We start from the raw sequence: 14206 nt of genomic DNA, 5'->3' as shown, positions 1-14206 counted from the left end.
CTGTTCCAAGGGTTGTGTCAGGGTTTGGGTTCAGGCGCGGGGTTCGTTGCCGGTGACGACGGCGCGACGCGAACGGATCCAGCCGCCCGTGCCGCCGGTCACCGAGTAGGCCTCGAAGCCGGCCCTGCGGAGGAAGTCGGTCATGGTGCGGCTGCGGTTGCCCGACGCGCACACGACATACACCGCGGCGTACCGATCGAGTTCGGCCAGGCGGCTGGGCAGCTCGCCCATCGGGATGAGAACAGCTCCCGGGACGTGGCCGACGACGTACTCGCTCGGCTCGCGGACGTCGATGATCGCAGCGCCGGCTCTGACGGCTTCGGAGAGCTGGTCGACATCGATCTCGGGGATGGTCACCCGCATCGGGCAGGTCCTTTCGCTCGTTGTCCAACTGATCAAGTCGATACCCCATGGGGTATCCAATGAACCCGACGATAACACCCCCTGGGGTATTCGCAAACATCGGTCTGACTGCCGTCGGCGTGGCACTGAACCGTGCAGCCGGCCAGAGCGGTCCGTGCGTACGCCTCAATGTGGATGCGCTGGTCGAGGACGGGGGTCGATCGCGACCGACCCTTTGGTGTCGGCCTCTTTCCCGCTGAAACCGGCCGCTGCCACATCGCTGCCGGGAATACGGGTGGGGGTATCTGCGCTAATGTGGGTAACACCCACCGGGGTATCGTCAAGTGAGACGGTTCCCGCCGTCGCAGAAGGAGTACCCGTGACCACCGTGAACCTCAGCAGAGCCGACTTCGAGCAGACGATCCTCGACAACGAGATCGTCCTGGTGGACTTCTGGGCATCCTGGTGCGGCCCGTGCCGCATGTTCGCGCCCATCTACGACAAGGCCGCGGCCGCGCACGACGACATCGTGTTCGGCAAGGTCGACACCGAGGCGGAGCAGGCGCTGGCCGCGGCCGCCGGGATCACGTCGATCCCCACCCTGATGGCCTTCAAGGACGGCTCGCTGGTCTTCTCCCAGCCTGGCGCACTGCCGGCCCAGGCGCTCGAGCAGGTCATCGCGGCGGTGCGTGACCTGGACATCGAGAAGGCGCGGGCGGATGCGGCTGACGAGCAGGGCGCGAGGAGCGCCTGATGCCCGGCTATACGCTCGCGACGACCGTCGAGCGGCCGTACGACGAGACCGTCGAAGCGATCCGTGCGGCCCTCGACGCCCAGGGATTCGGGATCCTCACCGAGATCGACCTCAAGGCCACACTCGCGGCCAAGCTCGACGTCGACGTACCCCCGCAGGTAATTCTCGGCGCCTGCCGGCCGCCGCTGGCTTACCAGGCGCTGCAGGTCGAGCCGTCGATCGCCGCAGTGCTGCCCTGCAACGTTGTCGTCCGATCCGTGGACGAGGAGACCACCGTCGTCGAAGCTCTCGACCCTGACGCGATGATGGGGCTGTCCGACGCTCCGCAGTTGCACAGCGTGGCCCGAGACGCCAAGGACCGCCTCACCGCCGCGCTTGCGGCCCTCACCGAGGAGCGCAGATGACCGCACTCGACCCGACCGAGATGACCCCCATCGTCAACCGGATCAAGCGCGCCCAAGGCCAGCTCGCCGGGGTGCTGCGGATGCTCGAGGCAGGCCGCGACTGTGAGGACGTGGTCACCCAGCTCGCCGCCGTCTCCCGCGCACTCGACCGCGCCGGATTCGCGATCGTGGCCAGCGGCCTGCGCCAATGCATCGTGGAGGGTGACGGACCGGACGGCATCGACACGAAGAAGATGGAGAAGCTCTTCCTCTCCCTGGCGTGAGGTGGTCAGGGCCCAGAGTCAGGGCTCGTCGCCGCCAGACCAGCGCACCGCCGACGGTCATCGGACGGCCTCGCCCCAGCCGACCGCTGGCCATGACCTCTGGCCCGCCATGAGGGGCCACAGGACCCTGATGGCGGTGATACCTCCCTGGGTATACCTGCCTCAAAGAGAGTTCGATCGAGGAGGCTGGAGATGCGCAAGAAGGTCCTGGTACTGGGCGCCAATTTCGGAGGGCTGACCGCCGCGTTGGCCGTCCGGCACGAGCTGGACGGGGATGTCGACGTGACGGTGGTGTCGGCCAGCGACCAGTTCCTGTTCAATCCCAGCCTGATCTGGCTACCGTTCGGTAAGCGGGACAGCGCCGACATCACCTTCCCGGTCGCACCGACCCTGGAGTCGCACGGCATCGAGTTCATCCACGCGGCGGCCACGAAAGTCGACCCGGTCGCGAAGAAGGTCACGAGCGACGACGGCCGGGAGCTCGGCTACGACTACCTGGTCATCGCCACCGGCTACCGCAACAAGGACGACGTCGTTCCCGGGTTCAAGGAGAACGCCAACACCATCACCACGCTCCCCGAGGCCCAGCGCACCGCCGTCGCCTGGCGCCGGTTCCTGGACGATCCCGGTGACGTCGTCGTCGCGGCCACCCAAGGGGCGGGCTGCTTCGGCGCCGCCTACGAGTTCCTGTTCAACACCGCACACCAGCTGCGGAAGGCCGGGTTGCACAAGCAGGTCAAACTCACCTACGTCACGGCAGAACCCTTCCTCGGACACTTCGGCATCGGCGGCCTGCCCCACGGCGAGCAACTCCTCGGCATGTTCCTCAAGAAAGAGGGCATCGACACGCGTATCTCGGTCGGCATCGACCACATCGACCAGGGTGCGCTGGTGCTGGCCGACGGCGAGAACCTGCCCTTCACCTTCGGAATGGTCATCCCACCCTTCCTCGGGCAGCAATTCCTCAACGAGTCGAACGGGCTGGTCGACGAGAAGGGCTACGTCGTCGTGCGGGACACCTACCAGAGCGAGAAGTACGACGACGTCTACGCAGTCGGTGTGGCCGCCGCAGTCGACGCTCCCTGGCAGACCCCGACACCCGTCGGGATCCCCAAGACCGGCTTCCCGACCGAGGTGATGGCACACACCGCCGCGGCCAACATCGCCGCGCAGATCCGAGGCGAGAAGCCGACCAACACCAAGGCGTTCGGTGACATCAAGGCCGTCTGCGTGATGGACGCCGGCAACAACGGCGTGATCATCCTCGCCGACAAGATGCTCCCGCCGCGCAAGCACGGCGTCCTCATCCCGGGACCGCAGGCCCACCTCATGAAGCTCGGCTTCGAGAAGTACTTCCTGTGGAAGATGCGGCACGGCTACGTACAACTGCCCTGAGCGGCACCGTCCCTGAGGAGGCTTGGTCCCATGTCGAACTCCACGAGCGCCGCAGGAGCACCCGCCGCGACCGTACGGCGATCGTCGACACCGGCCGTCTGTGTGCGCCACCGCGGCGGAGACCGCTTCGACATCGAAACGCGTGGTCACGTGGTCACCGTCGATCAGCCGCAGGACGCCGGCGGCGAGGACTACGGCCCGACGCCTACCGAGCTGTTCGTGGCAAGCGTTGCGTCGTGCGTCGCGTTCTACGCGCACCGCTATCTCGCACGCCATCACATCGACCCCGCCGGCCTGTCCGTCCGGGCGTCATGGCACATCGCGGCCAAGCCACCACGGGTCGACGAGATCGAAATCAGCATCGACGTTCCGGCCGACCTACCCGCCACTCGCCGCGACGCTCTGCTCGCGGTCGCCAGCCACTGCACGGTGCACAACTCGCTGACCACACCGCCGAGGGTCGAAATCACCTTGGCGGACACGGGAGGACCGCAGGACCAGGACCAACCGGTTGGCCGCCACCCTGAACCCACATGAGGGTTCGGGGCTATGCCGATGTCTTGAGACATCACATTGTGCCCCGGCAGTTTTGCGGCTCAGGACCTCGTTCGGGCCGCGACAGCTTCAGGGCCCGGACGTGGAACATCGCGTCGTCCCATGCCCCTGGACGGCGTCAATGCCAAATGTCCGCGGCATTGGGAGTCTCGTGGGTGGCGCCTGCGCGGGTGGAGGCTCGACCGGCGAATGTACAGCGACGCTTACCGCTACCGGGTCGCGGCGATCGTGTGCGCGAAGGAGGCAGGGCTGAGCTTGGACGACATCCGCGAGATCCTCAACACCACCAACTAGCCGTGCACGTTGATGGTTCCCATCATGCCGAGGTCTTCGTGGTCGAGGATGTGGCAGTGGTAGACGCTGCGGCCGGGGTAGTCGGTGAAGGGGATTCGTAGGCGTGCCCAGCCTCGGGCGGGGATGAGGACGACGTCTTGTTGCGCGCCAGTGGGGGGTGTTCCGGCGCTGGCGTCCAGGACGTGGAACGGCCAGGCGTGCAGATGGAACGGATGATCCATAGGGCTTGTGTTGACCACGGTCCATTCCTCGGTGGTGCCCAGGGCAACTGTCTGGTCGTCGCGTTCGGGGTCGAAGGTGCGGCCGTCGATGGTGAACGTCATCGCACCCATGCCGGCGGCCATACCCATGGCGAGTATCAGCCGACGCTGCCTTGTCGCCGAGGCCGCCGGCGCAGGTGGGGCAGGTAGCGTCGTGGGGATAGGCGGTGAGGCGCTGACCGGTCCGGACACTGTCATGGTCGCGAGCGTGACGGGGCTGCCGTTGGACGAACCATTCCCGCCCATACCCCCGCCGCCCATCATGGCGGTGCTGCCGCGGTCGTATGGATCGCTGACCAGCGCGTAGCGTCCGTCACCGGCGGGACGTATGAGCAGGTCAGTTCGGTTGCCCGGGGCCAGCAGCACCTGGTCGCGGTCGACGGGTGCCGGTAGGAAGATCCCGTCGAGGGCGATCTGCGTGAGTTGGTGACCCTCCATGCGCAGCGCGATGACCCGGGACGTGCAGCCGTTGATGACCCGCCACCGCTGCACCGCTCCTGGGGTCGCGGTGATGACGGGTTCGTGCTGGCCGTTGACCAGAACTAGGTCACCTTCGCGCCCTTGCAGTTTGGCCATCCGGTTGGCCAGGGCGACGCGGCCGGCGCCGTCCAGGGTGGTGTCGGTGACCAGGAGCACCAGGTCGTCGGTGACTTGCAGGTCAGGTTCGGCCTCGACCAGGAGCGCGCCCACCAGCCCGGCGAAGATTTGGTCGGCGACGGTGCCGTGGTGGTGGGGGTGGTACCAGAACGTGCCGGCAGGATGGTTGGCCGGGATGCGGAAGGTGTAGTCGAAGCTGTCGCCGGGTCTGACGGTGACGAACGGGTTGTCGCCATTGCCCTGCGGGGAGACGTGCAGGCCGTGGGTGTGGAGGTTGGTCGGCTGATCGAGGCGGTTGACCAGCCGCACCCGCAGTTCGTCGCCGGGCCGCAGCCGCAGCGTCGGTCCGGGTGACGTCCCGTTGTATCCCCAGGCCGAGGTGTCGTGTCCGGCCAGTCGCACGCCCGGCGCGGCGGTGAGGCGCACACCGAGTACCCCGTTCGAGCTGGCCATCACCTCCGGCTGGCCCAGGGCCTGGCCGGTGTCGGCCGGGGCGAGGCGGTTGCGACTTGGTGCGCCCAGACCGGTGATCCATCCGGTCGCCCCGGCAGCCGTGCTGGCTGTGCCTAACGCGAGGAGGGCCAGCGTCCGGCGGCGGCTGATCGGCTGGCGGGTCACGGGAGCAGCCCCTTGCGATGGTGGTATTCCTCGGCATCGATCTCGCCGCGCGCGTAGCGGGTGTCGAGGATCCGCCGTGCGGGCGAGTCAGAACTCGGGCCAGTCCCGGTCGGAGACGACATCCGCTTGCTCTGCACCAGCCGAACCGCGACATAGCCCAGAATCAGCAGACCCGCCACGGTAAGTATGGGCCACACCCACATCCAGCCCATCGTGACACCGCCCGTCATCGCCAACCGCCCATACGCCGAATGACCCACCTGCAGGCTCCGGCGTCGGGCAACCATTACCTAGACGCTATGGCCAATTCGAGTCTGCTGGTCTTGCCGATGGTCCCGATCCGCGGGAGCCCAACGTCCCCCATTCCCGGTCGTGGCCGCAGAGTCACCAGGGCAGATATGGCGCCGATATCCCGACCATGACCTGGCTTCAATGGCTGGGCTTGTTCGGCGGTATCGAAAACCCTCCGCGCTGGCCGTCCAGGCGCCGCGGACCGCCGCAGGTCCCGTCCAGCGCGAGACCTAAGCCTCTGGCTGCCCCCGGCAGCACGGCAGACCGTAAAGACAGAGATGCCAACTGTTGGGAGACGATCATGATGTACGGCGACTGGGGCTCGGGCTGGGGCTGGATGATGATTGTGATGCCGCTGGTGTGGATCGCGCTCACCGCAGTGATCGTGTGGGCCGTATTCAAGGTCATTCAGCGGCCTGCCAATCCGGGATCCGATCAACCACGGCGGGAGACGCCGCAGGAGATCCTGGACCGGCGATTCGCGGCCGGCGAGATCGACGCCGACGCCTACACCCAGGCGAAAGCCCACCTTGCCAGCCAGGATGTGCATTCGCAGTGACCCAGCTGCGGTGCTCTGCGCGAGTAGCCGGAGCGTGCCAGGCTTTCGCGGCTCGGATGTCTCCGAGGCTGTGCGTGATCTGATGATGTGCGACATGACTGGCTCACCTCCCGGACGCCGGGCCGGGATGGGGCAGGTGGCGGGGACGCAGCTGGAGTGACAGGGCGATGCCGCCGACCCCGACTACAAGCGACAGTGCGAGTATGATCCAGTCGGTGCCGGCGATAACACTGCGGCCGGGCATCGGGTCGACCGCGGCCACCGTGCCGGTGTCGGCTCCCACCGGTGCGGGCTGTCCGATCGGCACCGGTTCGGACGCGTCGGTGTGCACGCGTGCGCCGATCGACTTCTCCAACAGGGCGCGGGTCTGGTGCAGATCGCCGGCCTCCATAGCCTGCTCGGCCTGCTTGACCAGAGTGATCTGCACACCGGACGAGTCCTCGGCCTCCATCGCGTCGTTGACCTTGTCCGCGATGCCGTCCATATCGTCTGGTGTGTTGACGGTCAGGGCGATGGCCTGGCGAACCAGGTCGTAGGCGCGCTCGGTCTCCTCGGGGCCGTGTGCCCACGCCGTACCCGGGACAAGGGTGAGCGTCAGCGCCGCGACCACCGCGGCCAGCTTGCCGGCACGACTAGTCATGGCAGGCCATGCCGTCCCAGCCGACGGCACCCCGATGCATACCGGGGTTGTGCTCGCCGCTGAACCCAACCTGCTGGGCGCACTCACGCACATGCTGGCCGAATTCGGCCCCGGCCTGCGGACTCGCCCATGCGGGCGAACTGACAAGCGGCGCCGCCAGCGCCAGTACCATCACGACGGACCGACTTACTCCAAACATCACGCCAGCCCCTTCCAGCGAGGTTGCTCGGCTATCGCCGGGCAGGTCCGTGGGGTTGATCTTTCTTGTCGTCCGGGCGGCCGGTCTGACCGGACTCGTCATGGTTGCCGCGCATGCCGCTCATCATGAACAGCATCGACAGCGGGCAGGCCAGCACGACCAGGCCGATCAGCAGGGTCGTCACCGGTACGCCGGCGAAGGCCAGGCCCACGACGAGGATCGCGGCAGCGACCGCGTACAGCGGCGCGTTCTGGTTCTTCATGGGATGTCCCTTCCCTCGGGATCTCACCCTGAGCGTGAGCGTCTCACCGGCCCGGCAGTCAGGGGACAAAGTCGCTCATGCAGCCTCCATAGGTCCTGTCCGATCCAGTCCGTCTGCTCTACCCCCTGGGGGTATGTGCGGCGACGATCGGAGCATCACGACTCGTCGACAGGAGTTGGTACAGATGAGTACCACCGACACTGTGGTTCTGCTCGGAGCTGTTGCCTTGGTGGCCGCGCTGGGCTGGTACTTCTTCGGCCGTCGCAGCTCCAGCACCGCTGACTTGGCCGACGGGGTGCAGCGCCTCCAGGTGACTGTGCGTGGCGGCTACAGCCCCGACGTGATCAAGGTCCGCCAGAACCTGCCCCTGGAACTGGTCTTCGACAGGCAGGAGAGCGGGGACTGCACGTCTCACGTGGTGTTCGCCGACTTCGGCGTCAACGCCGGGCTGCCGGCCTTTACCCAGACGACGGTCAAGCTGACCCCGGACCGTGCGGGCACCTTCGGATTCGCGTGCGGGATGAACATGATCCACGGCACGCTCGTCGTCGAACCCGCCGGCGACTCCCCCTCGGCAGAACCGCCGCCCAGGACCGACGGAGTCGTGGCGGCCGCGTCATCGGCTGGCGCGACTACGGCGGACGAGGAGGCGGCTCAGGGCGCCGAGCGGCGCGCGGAGATCGCTGACCTGACCCGCCGGGTGATCACGGGCGCGGTGTTGACGCTGCCGGTGCTGTTCGCGGTGATGGCACATGAGGTGTTCGGGGCCGACTGGGTGCCGGCCGTGCTGCTCAACCACTGGGTGCAGCTGGCGTTGATCACGCCGGTGATGGTCTACACCGGCTGGCCGATCCACCGCACCGGCTGGCTGGCGCTGGCGCATCGCAGCGCGGACATGAACAGCCTCATCACCTTGGGCACCGCCGCTGCCTACGGCTACAGCCTGGTCGTCACGCTCGCCCCCACTCTCCTGCCGTCCGATGTCCGCGAGGTGTACTACGAAGCAGTCGGTGTCATCCTCACCCTCATCCTGCTCGGCCGTCTCCTCGAGGCCCGCGCCAAAGCCGGCACTGGGGAGGCCATCCGAGCGCTGCTCGGCCTGCAGGCCCGGACCGCCCGCGTCATCCGCGATGGCACCGAGACCGAGATTCCTGTCGAGGAAGTTGCCGTCGGCGACGAACTGGTCATCCGGCCGGGCGAGAAGATCCCGGTCGACGCGACCGTCCTGTCCGGCAGTTCAGCTGTGGACGAGTCGATGGTGACCGGCGAATCGATGCCGGTCACCAAGCACGCCGGCGACGTCGTGATCGGGGCAACTATCAACGGCACCGGGTCCCTGCGGGTGCGCGCCGCGAAGGTCGGCGCGGACACCATGCTCGCCCAAATCATCCGCATGGTGCAGCAAGCCCAAGCTTCCAAGGCGCCGATCCAGCGACTGGCCGACGCCGTCTCGGCCTACTTCGTGCCAGCAGTGATAGCGATCGCCATCACCACTTTTACCGCCTGGTACGTCCTCGGCCCAGCGCCAGCGTTGACCTTCGCCCTGGTGTCGGCGGTCGCCGTACTGATCATCGCCTGCCCCTGCGCGCTCGGCCTCGCCACACCCCTGTCGATCATGGTCGGCACCGGCAAAGGCGCCCAAGCGGGCATCCTCATCCGCTCCGCCGAAGCGCTGGAGACCGCACACAAGCTCGACACGATTGTCCTGGACAAGACCGGCACCGTCACCGCAGGCAAACCGACCCTCACCGACATCCACACCGTCGGCACTCTCGACGACAGCGAACTGCTCACCCTGGTAGCGGCCGCCGAAGCCGACAGTGAACACCCCCTCGCCGCCGCCATCGTCGCCGAGGCCCGCTCCAGGAACCTCCAGCCCATAACGGCGACTGGGTTCGACTCGATCACCGGCAAAGGCATCCAGGCCAGCGTCGACGGACACGCCGTACTCGTCGGCACGCCCCGGCTGCTCACTGACGCAGGCATCGACACCAGCGCCCTCGACGCGACCGCGGCCACACTTTCCGCACAAGGCAAGACACCCGTACTGGCAGCCATCGACGGCCGACCCGCCGGCGTCCTGGCCGTCGCCGACACCATCAAACCCGACTCCGCCAAGGCGATTGCCACCCTGCGGCAGCTCGGCCTCGACCTGGTCATGATCACCGGCGACAACGCCCGCACCGCCCAAGCCATTGCCCAGCAGGTCGGGATCCACCGGGTCCTCGCCGAGGTGCTGCCCGAATACAAGGCCGAGGAAATCCACCGCCTGCAAGCCGAAGGCCGCCGGGTCGGCATGGTGGGCGACGGCATCAACGACGCACCGGCCCTCGCCCATGCCGACATCGGTCTGGCCATCGGCACCGGCACCGACGTCGCCATCGAAGCTGCCGACATCACCCTCATCTCCGGCTCCCTCGCAGGAGTGGTCACCGCCATCCGGCTGTCCCGCGCCACCATGCGCAACATCCGCCAGAACCTGTTCTTCGCCGTCATCTACAACGCCATCGGCATCCCCATCGCCGCCGGCGTGCTCTATCCACTGCTCGGCGTCCGGCTCAGCCCCATGCTGGCGGCCGCCGCCATGGCACTCAGCTCGCTGTCCGTCGTCGGCAACGCCAACCGACTCCGCCGCCACCACACCCGGCAGCCACCGCAGGCAGAACCCGCCAGGGCCGAGCGGCAAGCCGAGACCCTCACCGCCCCGGGATGAACGCCTCGCTCCGCTGGGCGATCGATGCTGGGCACTCGTGGTTTGTCGGCGACGTCCGCGCGGTCTCGGTGGTGCTCGCCCTCACCGCCGGCCCGCTGATCGCAGCAGCCGGCGTCGGCTTACTCAGCCACCAAGCCTGGTCGGATTTGCCGGCGGGGCGCTGCGCTCCCGCTGTTCGGGCTGTTCTTCACGCCCTGGTGGTTGATAGCGATCGCCATCAGCGTCACCCTCGTGGGTTCCGCACTCCGCGCGCCGGAATCCCGGCCTGACCCGAACCTCAGGCGGCGTAGCTCGCGTATTCGGCTACACGCAGCCTTTCAATCAGTCGTTCCGCCCGGTGATGAACTCGGACCGGTCGCGCCACCGACAGTCCGGCGTGTAGGCCGCGGCGACCCGCTCTGGGTTTCGGCTGTTCCACGCATCTTCGGCGGCCTGCACTTTCGCGCGTGCACTCCGTTCGCAGAAGGGTGGGGCGAGTGGTGGGATGGTGGTGCTCATACCTCGACGACGGGGAAGTCGATGTTGACGTCGGCTGCCTTGTTGAAGTAATTGGTGAGAACGTTCAGGGCGACGTGCCCGATCGCCTCGGCGATCTCCTCGTCAGTCGCACCAGCCGAGCGAACCGCTTCGAGGTCCGCCTCGGTCAGCTCGCCCCGGTTGTCGTTCACTGCGGTGGCGAAGGTGAGCAGTGCGGCGACCTTCGGATCGGTGGAGTCCGACTTGCGTGCGGATGCGATCTCCGCGACGCCGAGACCACCGACATGCTCGGCGAGGTAGCTGTGTGCCGACAGGCAATATCCACAGGAGTTGCCCTGAGCAACTGCTAGGGCGATGCGTTCCCGGGTGGCCACGGGGAGCACTCCGTTGCTGAGTGCCCCGGACAACTCGAGGTACCCCTTCAGCAGTGCCGGGCTGTTCGCCATCGCCTTCGTCATGTTGGGGGTCACGCCGAGCCTCTTCCGTACGGCGGCGAGCAGGCCGGCGGCGGGTTCTGTCGCTGCGTTCGGGTCGATCAGGGGCAACGCGCTCATGTGAGATCCTTCCAGTTTTCTAACGTCAAAAGTAGCTGAATGCCGTTAGAAGCGTAGCTGGTCGATGTAATGGTTGCAAGCGGATGCTACCGTTAGAAGTATGGCTAGAGCAGAACCGACGGCTGACGTACTGTGGCCTGGGTGACTCCGGGCGAACCTGTGCCGGTTCGGTTGATGAACACGATTTGGGCGGATCGTGGCGGCGTGCACGATGCACTGAGCAACCGTGGCCAGCTCGGTGACTGGCTGCGCGTCGTCGGCCTCACCGCCACGCCGGTCACCGTCACGAAAGCCGACCTCGTGATCGGCCTGCGGCTGCGGGACGCGTTACGCCGGCTCGCGGCTCTGCTGACCGAGGACGATCGTCCGGCGGCCGTCTCTGCGACCCCTGACGTGAGCACCGCGATCGATGAGATCAACACGATCGCCGGCAGCGCGGCCGCTCCCCGGCTTCAGCTCCGCGATGGAGTACTCGAGCTGGACGCCACGCCAGTTGGCCGACCGGTGCCCGCGGCACTGGCGGCTGTCGCAACCGAATCGATCGACATGCTCACCGACACCACGGCACCACGGCTGCGTGCCTGCCATGCGCCCGGCTGCGTACTTTATTTCGTCAAGGATCATCCGCGGCGAGAATGGTGCTCGGCCGCATGTGGCAATCGAGCACGCGCCGCACGGCACTACGCCAGGCACTCCGGCCACACCTCGGCCATCAATCCGGAGCTCAGTCGACAGACGCCGCATTAGGGTTGCCCACGGCAACGCCGAGTACGACTTCCACGCGGCGCCGCGCGCCGTCGGCGGCTGATTCCCAGCGCCGGCCGGGGCCTTCGCCGCGTACATAAGGGAACGGTAATCGCACTGCACTAGACGGTCCGCTGCGCCTCGGCTTGGCTGGACCAATCAGTCCAGAGAGGACTGGTGAGCTGTCTCCGAGGAGAGAAGCGATGAACCCAGTACTCCGGTGGCCAACTGGTCGCCGCGCACGGAAAACGGCGATGACCATGGCGCTGGTGGTGCCGCTGGCCGTCGGTGGTGGCGCGGTGGCCGCTACGCACACGCAGGCGCAGGCGGCCGAGACCGCAGTGTCCAGCTTCCCGGGCCAGAAGAGCGGTCTGCTGCCGGCCGAGAATCTCACGATTCGCAGTGCGCTGCAGGTGGATCTGACCCGTGAGACGGTGCGTTTGCCGTTGTTCAAGGCGCGGGTCAAGGGCGAAACCGTGTGGTATGTCATCACCGAGGCGTCTGATCCTGGCATAGCCGCCGATCTGGATGTGAACCACGCCGCGAAGTTGAACAACGTGGGGATCGGGTGCGCCACCTGTGTGCAGACGGCCACTGTCGTTGCGCCGACTCCTGAGGAGAACCGGTTCGGTACGGCGGTCATCGACCGGCCTGGCGCGCCTGACTTCAGCCCGACCCGGGTGCTGGTGCCCGGGCCGGACGGGTTTCCGCCGGCGAAGGCCCAGCCGGGGGGCGTTGGTGACGCCGACTACAGTCCGTTCATTCGGCTGGCCGGCTCGCCGGTCGTCTACAACGCACCGATTGTTGCCACCGGCGACGGTCCGTTCGACGTGGTCCACCACACCAACACCGAGGACCGCGTTCTGGGCATCCACATCGCGCCGCCCGCGGGGCCTGGCAAGTTCAATCAGTCGTGGGTGGACCTGCTGCTGGTGAAGGGATTCGACGCGGGTCAGCCCATCCTCTACATCAGCACCGAGTCGAACGACCCTGGCACCGCCACCCTCGAGCGGGCCACTTACGTGCCGGCGCTCTCGCAGATCGCGTACAACGGCGGCGATGACGCGCTCGGTTCGGCCCGGGAGCGGATCTTCCCGTTCCTCAACGGACAGACCGGAGCGAACAACCCGCAGGCCCAGGGCATCGCGCACTTGATCCTGGACGGTCATGCGGCCGAGGACGCCTCGGCTGCTAACACCGCACTCATCGACGCGCTTCGCAACGGTGGTGACGCGCTCAATGTCCAGGGCGACTTTCCGACCTTGGCGGATCCGCGTCATGCGGAGGCGTACAGCCCGATCTGGGAGGCTCAGTTCGGGCAATGGACCGACAAGGCCATCAGGCTCGGGCTGAGCAAGCGGCAGATCGACGAGAACCAGATCTTCAACCTGGCTGCCAGCCGACCCGACCTGATTACCGGGCCTGGCGGCGCGCCGTACGGCGCCCAGGGCGTGATCATCAACTGCCCGGTCATCGGCTTCATCGACGAGGCGCCGACCGACAACCTTGCGACACCTCTGCCCGATTCGCAGCACTGACCAGTTGATGCGGTGGGGCGCCCATGCGGGCACCCCACCGCCTTTACTCGGAGGAGCCCCACAGATGACCGGACTGGCCAACGGCTCAGCCTTCCCAGCCCTGCAGTTGCCTGCCGTTGGCGGCGGCACTCTGCGCCTTCCCGATGACCTGGCCGGTTCGTGGGCAGCCGTACTCACCTACCGCGGGCACTGGTGCCCGTACAGCAAGGCGCAACTCACGGCGTACCAACGTGCCCTACCAAACCTGACAGAGGCAGGCATCCGGGTCGCCGCTCTGTCGGTCGACGACGAGCAGCAGGCCGCCGAGATGGTTCGAAACCAAGGCTTGGAGATCCCCATCGGGTACGACGCCGATGGCCGGCGCGTCGCGGCTACCCTTCAGTCGTACCAGCACAGTGATCCGGCCTACCTCGAGTCCAGTGGATTCGTCCTCGACCCGCGCGGCCGAATCGTCGTGGCCGTCTATTCCTCCAACGCCATCGGCCGTCTCGCGCCTGACGACGTTCTCGGTCTGGTCCGCTGCGCACAGAAGGCGTGCTCGTCCAACTGGCGGGGCCGGTGAGGGTCACAGCAATGAACCTTGACGTTGGCGCGTCGAGTAGTACAACGTACTTAGCCATATGGCTAACTCGCTATCCGATCGCTGCAAGGCAGTGTCGCACCCGGGTCGGTAGGACTTGCTGCGGTGGCTGAAGGATATCGCCGCGATGAACGAGTCTGCGCGGCGCTGAAATCCGACTTGGAGAA

18 protein-coding genes are annotated in these 14206 nt (G+C 67.0%); 11 read left to right on the top strand and 7 right to left on the bottom strand.

The window, feature by feature from the left end:
• Window positions 1-30 precede the first annotated feature (30 nt).
• On the bottom strand, window positions 31-363 hold the full coding sequence (locus ACZ3HV_RS37485) for a rhodanese-like domain-containing protein (RefSeq protein WP_465691635.1): 333 nt from the start codon (window positions 361-363) through the stop codon (window positions 31-33).
• Window positions 364-721: 358 nt separating this feature from the next.
• Here ACZ3HV_RS37485 and trxA point away from each other — a divergent pair, with 358 nt between their 5' ends.
• The 6 genes from trxA (at window position 722) to ACZ3HV_RS37455 (ending at window position 4007) form a co-directional block, all read left to right on the top strand.
• Window positions 722-1096: a thioredoxin gene (gene trxA / locus ACZ3HV_RS37480; protein ID WP_465691633.1), complete on the top strand. Its 375-nt coding sequence runs from the start codon at window positions 722-724 to the stop codon at window positions 1094-1096.
• Window positions 1096-1500 carry a DUF302 domain-containing protein gene (locus ACZ3HV_RS37475; RefSeq protein ID WP_465691631.1) on the top strand — a complete coding sequence of 135 codons (405 nt, stop codon included), beginning with the start codon at window positions 1096-1098 and terminating at the stop codon, window positions 1498-1500. The genes trxA and ACZ3HV_RS37475 overlap by 1 nt, the downstream gene beginning before the upstream one ends.
• Window positions 1497-1763: a metal-sensitive transcriptional regulator gene (locus ACZ3HV_RS37470; protein WP_465691629.1), complete on the top strand. Its 267-nt coding sequence runs from the start codon at window positions 1497-1499 to the stop codon at window positions 1761-1763. Before ACZ3HV_RS37475 ends, ACZ3HV_RS37470 begins: the two co-directional genes overlap by 4 nt.
• Before the next feature lie 192 nt (window positions 1764-1955).
• Complete coding sequence (locus tag ACZ3HV_RS37465; RefSeq protein ID WP_465691627.1) at window positions 1956-3158, top strand: NAD(P)/FAD-dependent oxidoreductase; 1203 nt, start codon at window positions 1956-1958, stop codon at window positions 3156-3158.
• A gap of 30 nt (window positions 3159-3188) precedes the next feature.
• Complete coding sequence (locus ACZ3HV_RS37460) at window positions 3189-3695, top strand: OsmC family protein (RefSeq protein ID WP_465691625.1); 507 nt, start codon at window positions 3189-3191, stop codon at window positions 3693-3695.
• A 120-nt stretch (window positions 3696-3815) separates the two neighbouring features.
• Window positions 3816-4007 carry a MerR family transcriptional regulator gene (locus ACZ3HV_RS37455; protein WP_465691623.1) on the top strand — a complete coding sequence of 64 codons (192 nt, stop codon included), beginning with the start codon at window positions 3816-3818 and terminating at the stop codon, window positions 4005-4007.
• Here the strand turns inward: ACZ3HV_RS37455 and ACZ3HV_RS37450 are convergent.
• Window positions 4004-5482, bottom strand: coding sequence for a multicopper oxidase family protein (locus ACZ3HV_RS37450; RefSeq protein ID WP_465691621.1), 1479 nt, complete (start codon window positions 5480-5482; stop codon window positions 4004-4006). The genes ACZ3HV_RS37455 and ACZ3HV_RS37450 overlap by 4 nt on opposite strands.
• Window positions 5479-5769, bottom strand: a complete 291-nt coding sequence (locus ACZ3HV_RS37445; RefSeq protein ID WP_465691619.1) for an SHOCT domain-containing protein — start codon at window positions 5767-5769, stop codon at window positions 5479-5481. Before ACZ3HV_RS37445 ends, ACZ3HV_RS37450 begins: the two co-directional genes overlap by 4 nt.
• 305 nt (window positions 5770-6074) lie before the next feature.
• On the opposite strand from ACZ3HV_RS37445, the gene ACZ3HV_RS37440 reads away from it, so the two are divergent.
• Window positions 6075-6332 (top strand): SHOCT domain-containing protein, encoded by a 258-nt coding sequence (locus ACZ3HV_RS37440; RefSeq protein WP_465691617.1) that lies wholly within the window; start codon window positions 6075-6077, stop codon window positions 6330-6332.
• A gap of 103 nt (window positions 6333-6435) precedes the next feature.
• Here ACZ3HV_RS37440 and ACZ3HV_RS37435 read toward each other — a convergent pair whose 3' ends face one another.
• Together ACZ3HV_RS37435 and ACZ3HV_RS37430 are read right to left on the bottom strand one after the other, a co-directional pair.
• The gene (locus ACZ3HV_RS37435) at window positions 6436-6972 is read right to left on the bottom strand and encodes a hypothetical protein (protein WP_465691615.1); all 537 of its coding nucleotides are present in this window, start codon (window positions 6970-6972) and stop codon (window positions 6436-6438) included.
• A 230-nt stretch (window positions 6973-7202) separates the two neighbouring features.
• Complete coding sequence (locus ACZ3HV_RS37430) at window positions 7203-7433, bottom strand: DUF2933 domain-containing protein (RefSeq protein ID WP_465691614.1); 231 nt, start codon at window positions 7431-7433, stop codon at window positions 7203-7205.
• A gap of 184 nt (window positions 7434-7617) precedes the next feature.
• Between ACZ3HV_RS37430 and ACZ3HV_RS37425 the strand changes: the two genes are divergently transcribed.
• Window positions 7618-10146: a heavy metal translocating P-type ATPase gene (locus ACZ3HV_RS37425; protein WP_465691612.1), complete on the top strand. Its 2529-nt coding sequence runs from the start codon at window positions 7618-7620 to the stop codon at window positions 10144-10146.
• A gap of 321 nt (window positions 10147-10467) precedes the next feature.
• On the opposite strand, the gene ACZ3HV_RS37420 is transcribed toward ACZ3HV_RS37425, so the two are convergent.
• Window positions 10468-10644: a DUF1348 family protein gene (locus tag ACZ3HV_RS37420; RefSeq protein ID WP_465691610.1), complete on the bottom strand. Its 177-nt coding sequence runs from the start codon at window positions 10642-10644 to the stop codon at window positions 10468-10470.
• Window positions 10641-11177 carry a carboxymuconolactone decarboxylase family protein gene (locus tag ACZ3HV_RS37415; RefSeq protein WP_465691608.1) on the bottom strand — a complete coding sequence of 179 codons (537 nt, stop codon included), beginning with the start codon at window positions 11175-11177 and terminating at the stop codon, window positions 10641-10643. Before ACZ3HV_RS37415 ends, ACZ3HV_RS37420 begins: the two co-directional genes overlap by 4 nt.
• Before the next feature lie 159 nt (window positions 11178-11336).
• On the opposite strand from ACZ3HV_RS37415, the gene ACZ3HV_RS37410 reads away from it, so the two are divergent.
• The 3 genes from ACZ3HV_RS37410 to ACZ3HV_RS37400 all read left to right on the top strand — a co-directional run bounded on the left by ACZ3HV_RS37410 (window position 11337) and on the right by ACZ3HV_RS37400 (window position 14021).
• Window positions 11337-11924, top strand: a complete 588-nt coding sequence (locus ACZ3HV_RS37410) for an ABATE domain-containing protein (RefSeq protein ID WP_465691606.1) — start codon at window positions 11337-11339, stop codon at window positions 11922-11924.
• Window positions 11925-12175: 251 nt separating this feature from the next.
• A complete protein-coding gene (locus ACZ3HV_RS37405) occupies window positions 12176-13459 on the top strand; it encodes a DUF7482 domain-containing protein (RefSeq protein WP_465691604.1) in 1284 nt (427 codons plus the stop codon).
• Window positions 13460-13523: 64 nt separating this feature from the next.
• Window positions 13524-14021 carry a redoxin domain-containing protein gene (locus ACZ3HV_RS37400; RefSeq protein WP_465691602.1) on the top strand — a complete coding sequence of 166 codons (498 nt, stop codon included), beginning with the start codon at window positions 13524-13526 and terminating at the stop codon, window positions 14019-14021.
• Window positions 14022-14206: the final 185 nt, after the last annotated feature.

The organism is Kribbella sp. NPDC020701 (assembly GCF_055562215.1).
The sequence above is the reverse complement of the archived record's forward strand: the minus strand, read 5'-3'. Positions and strand labels throughout refer to the sequence as shown.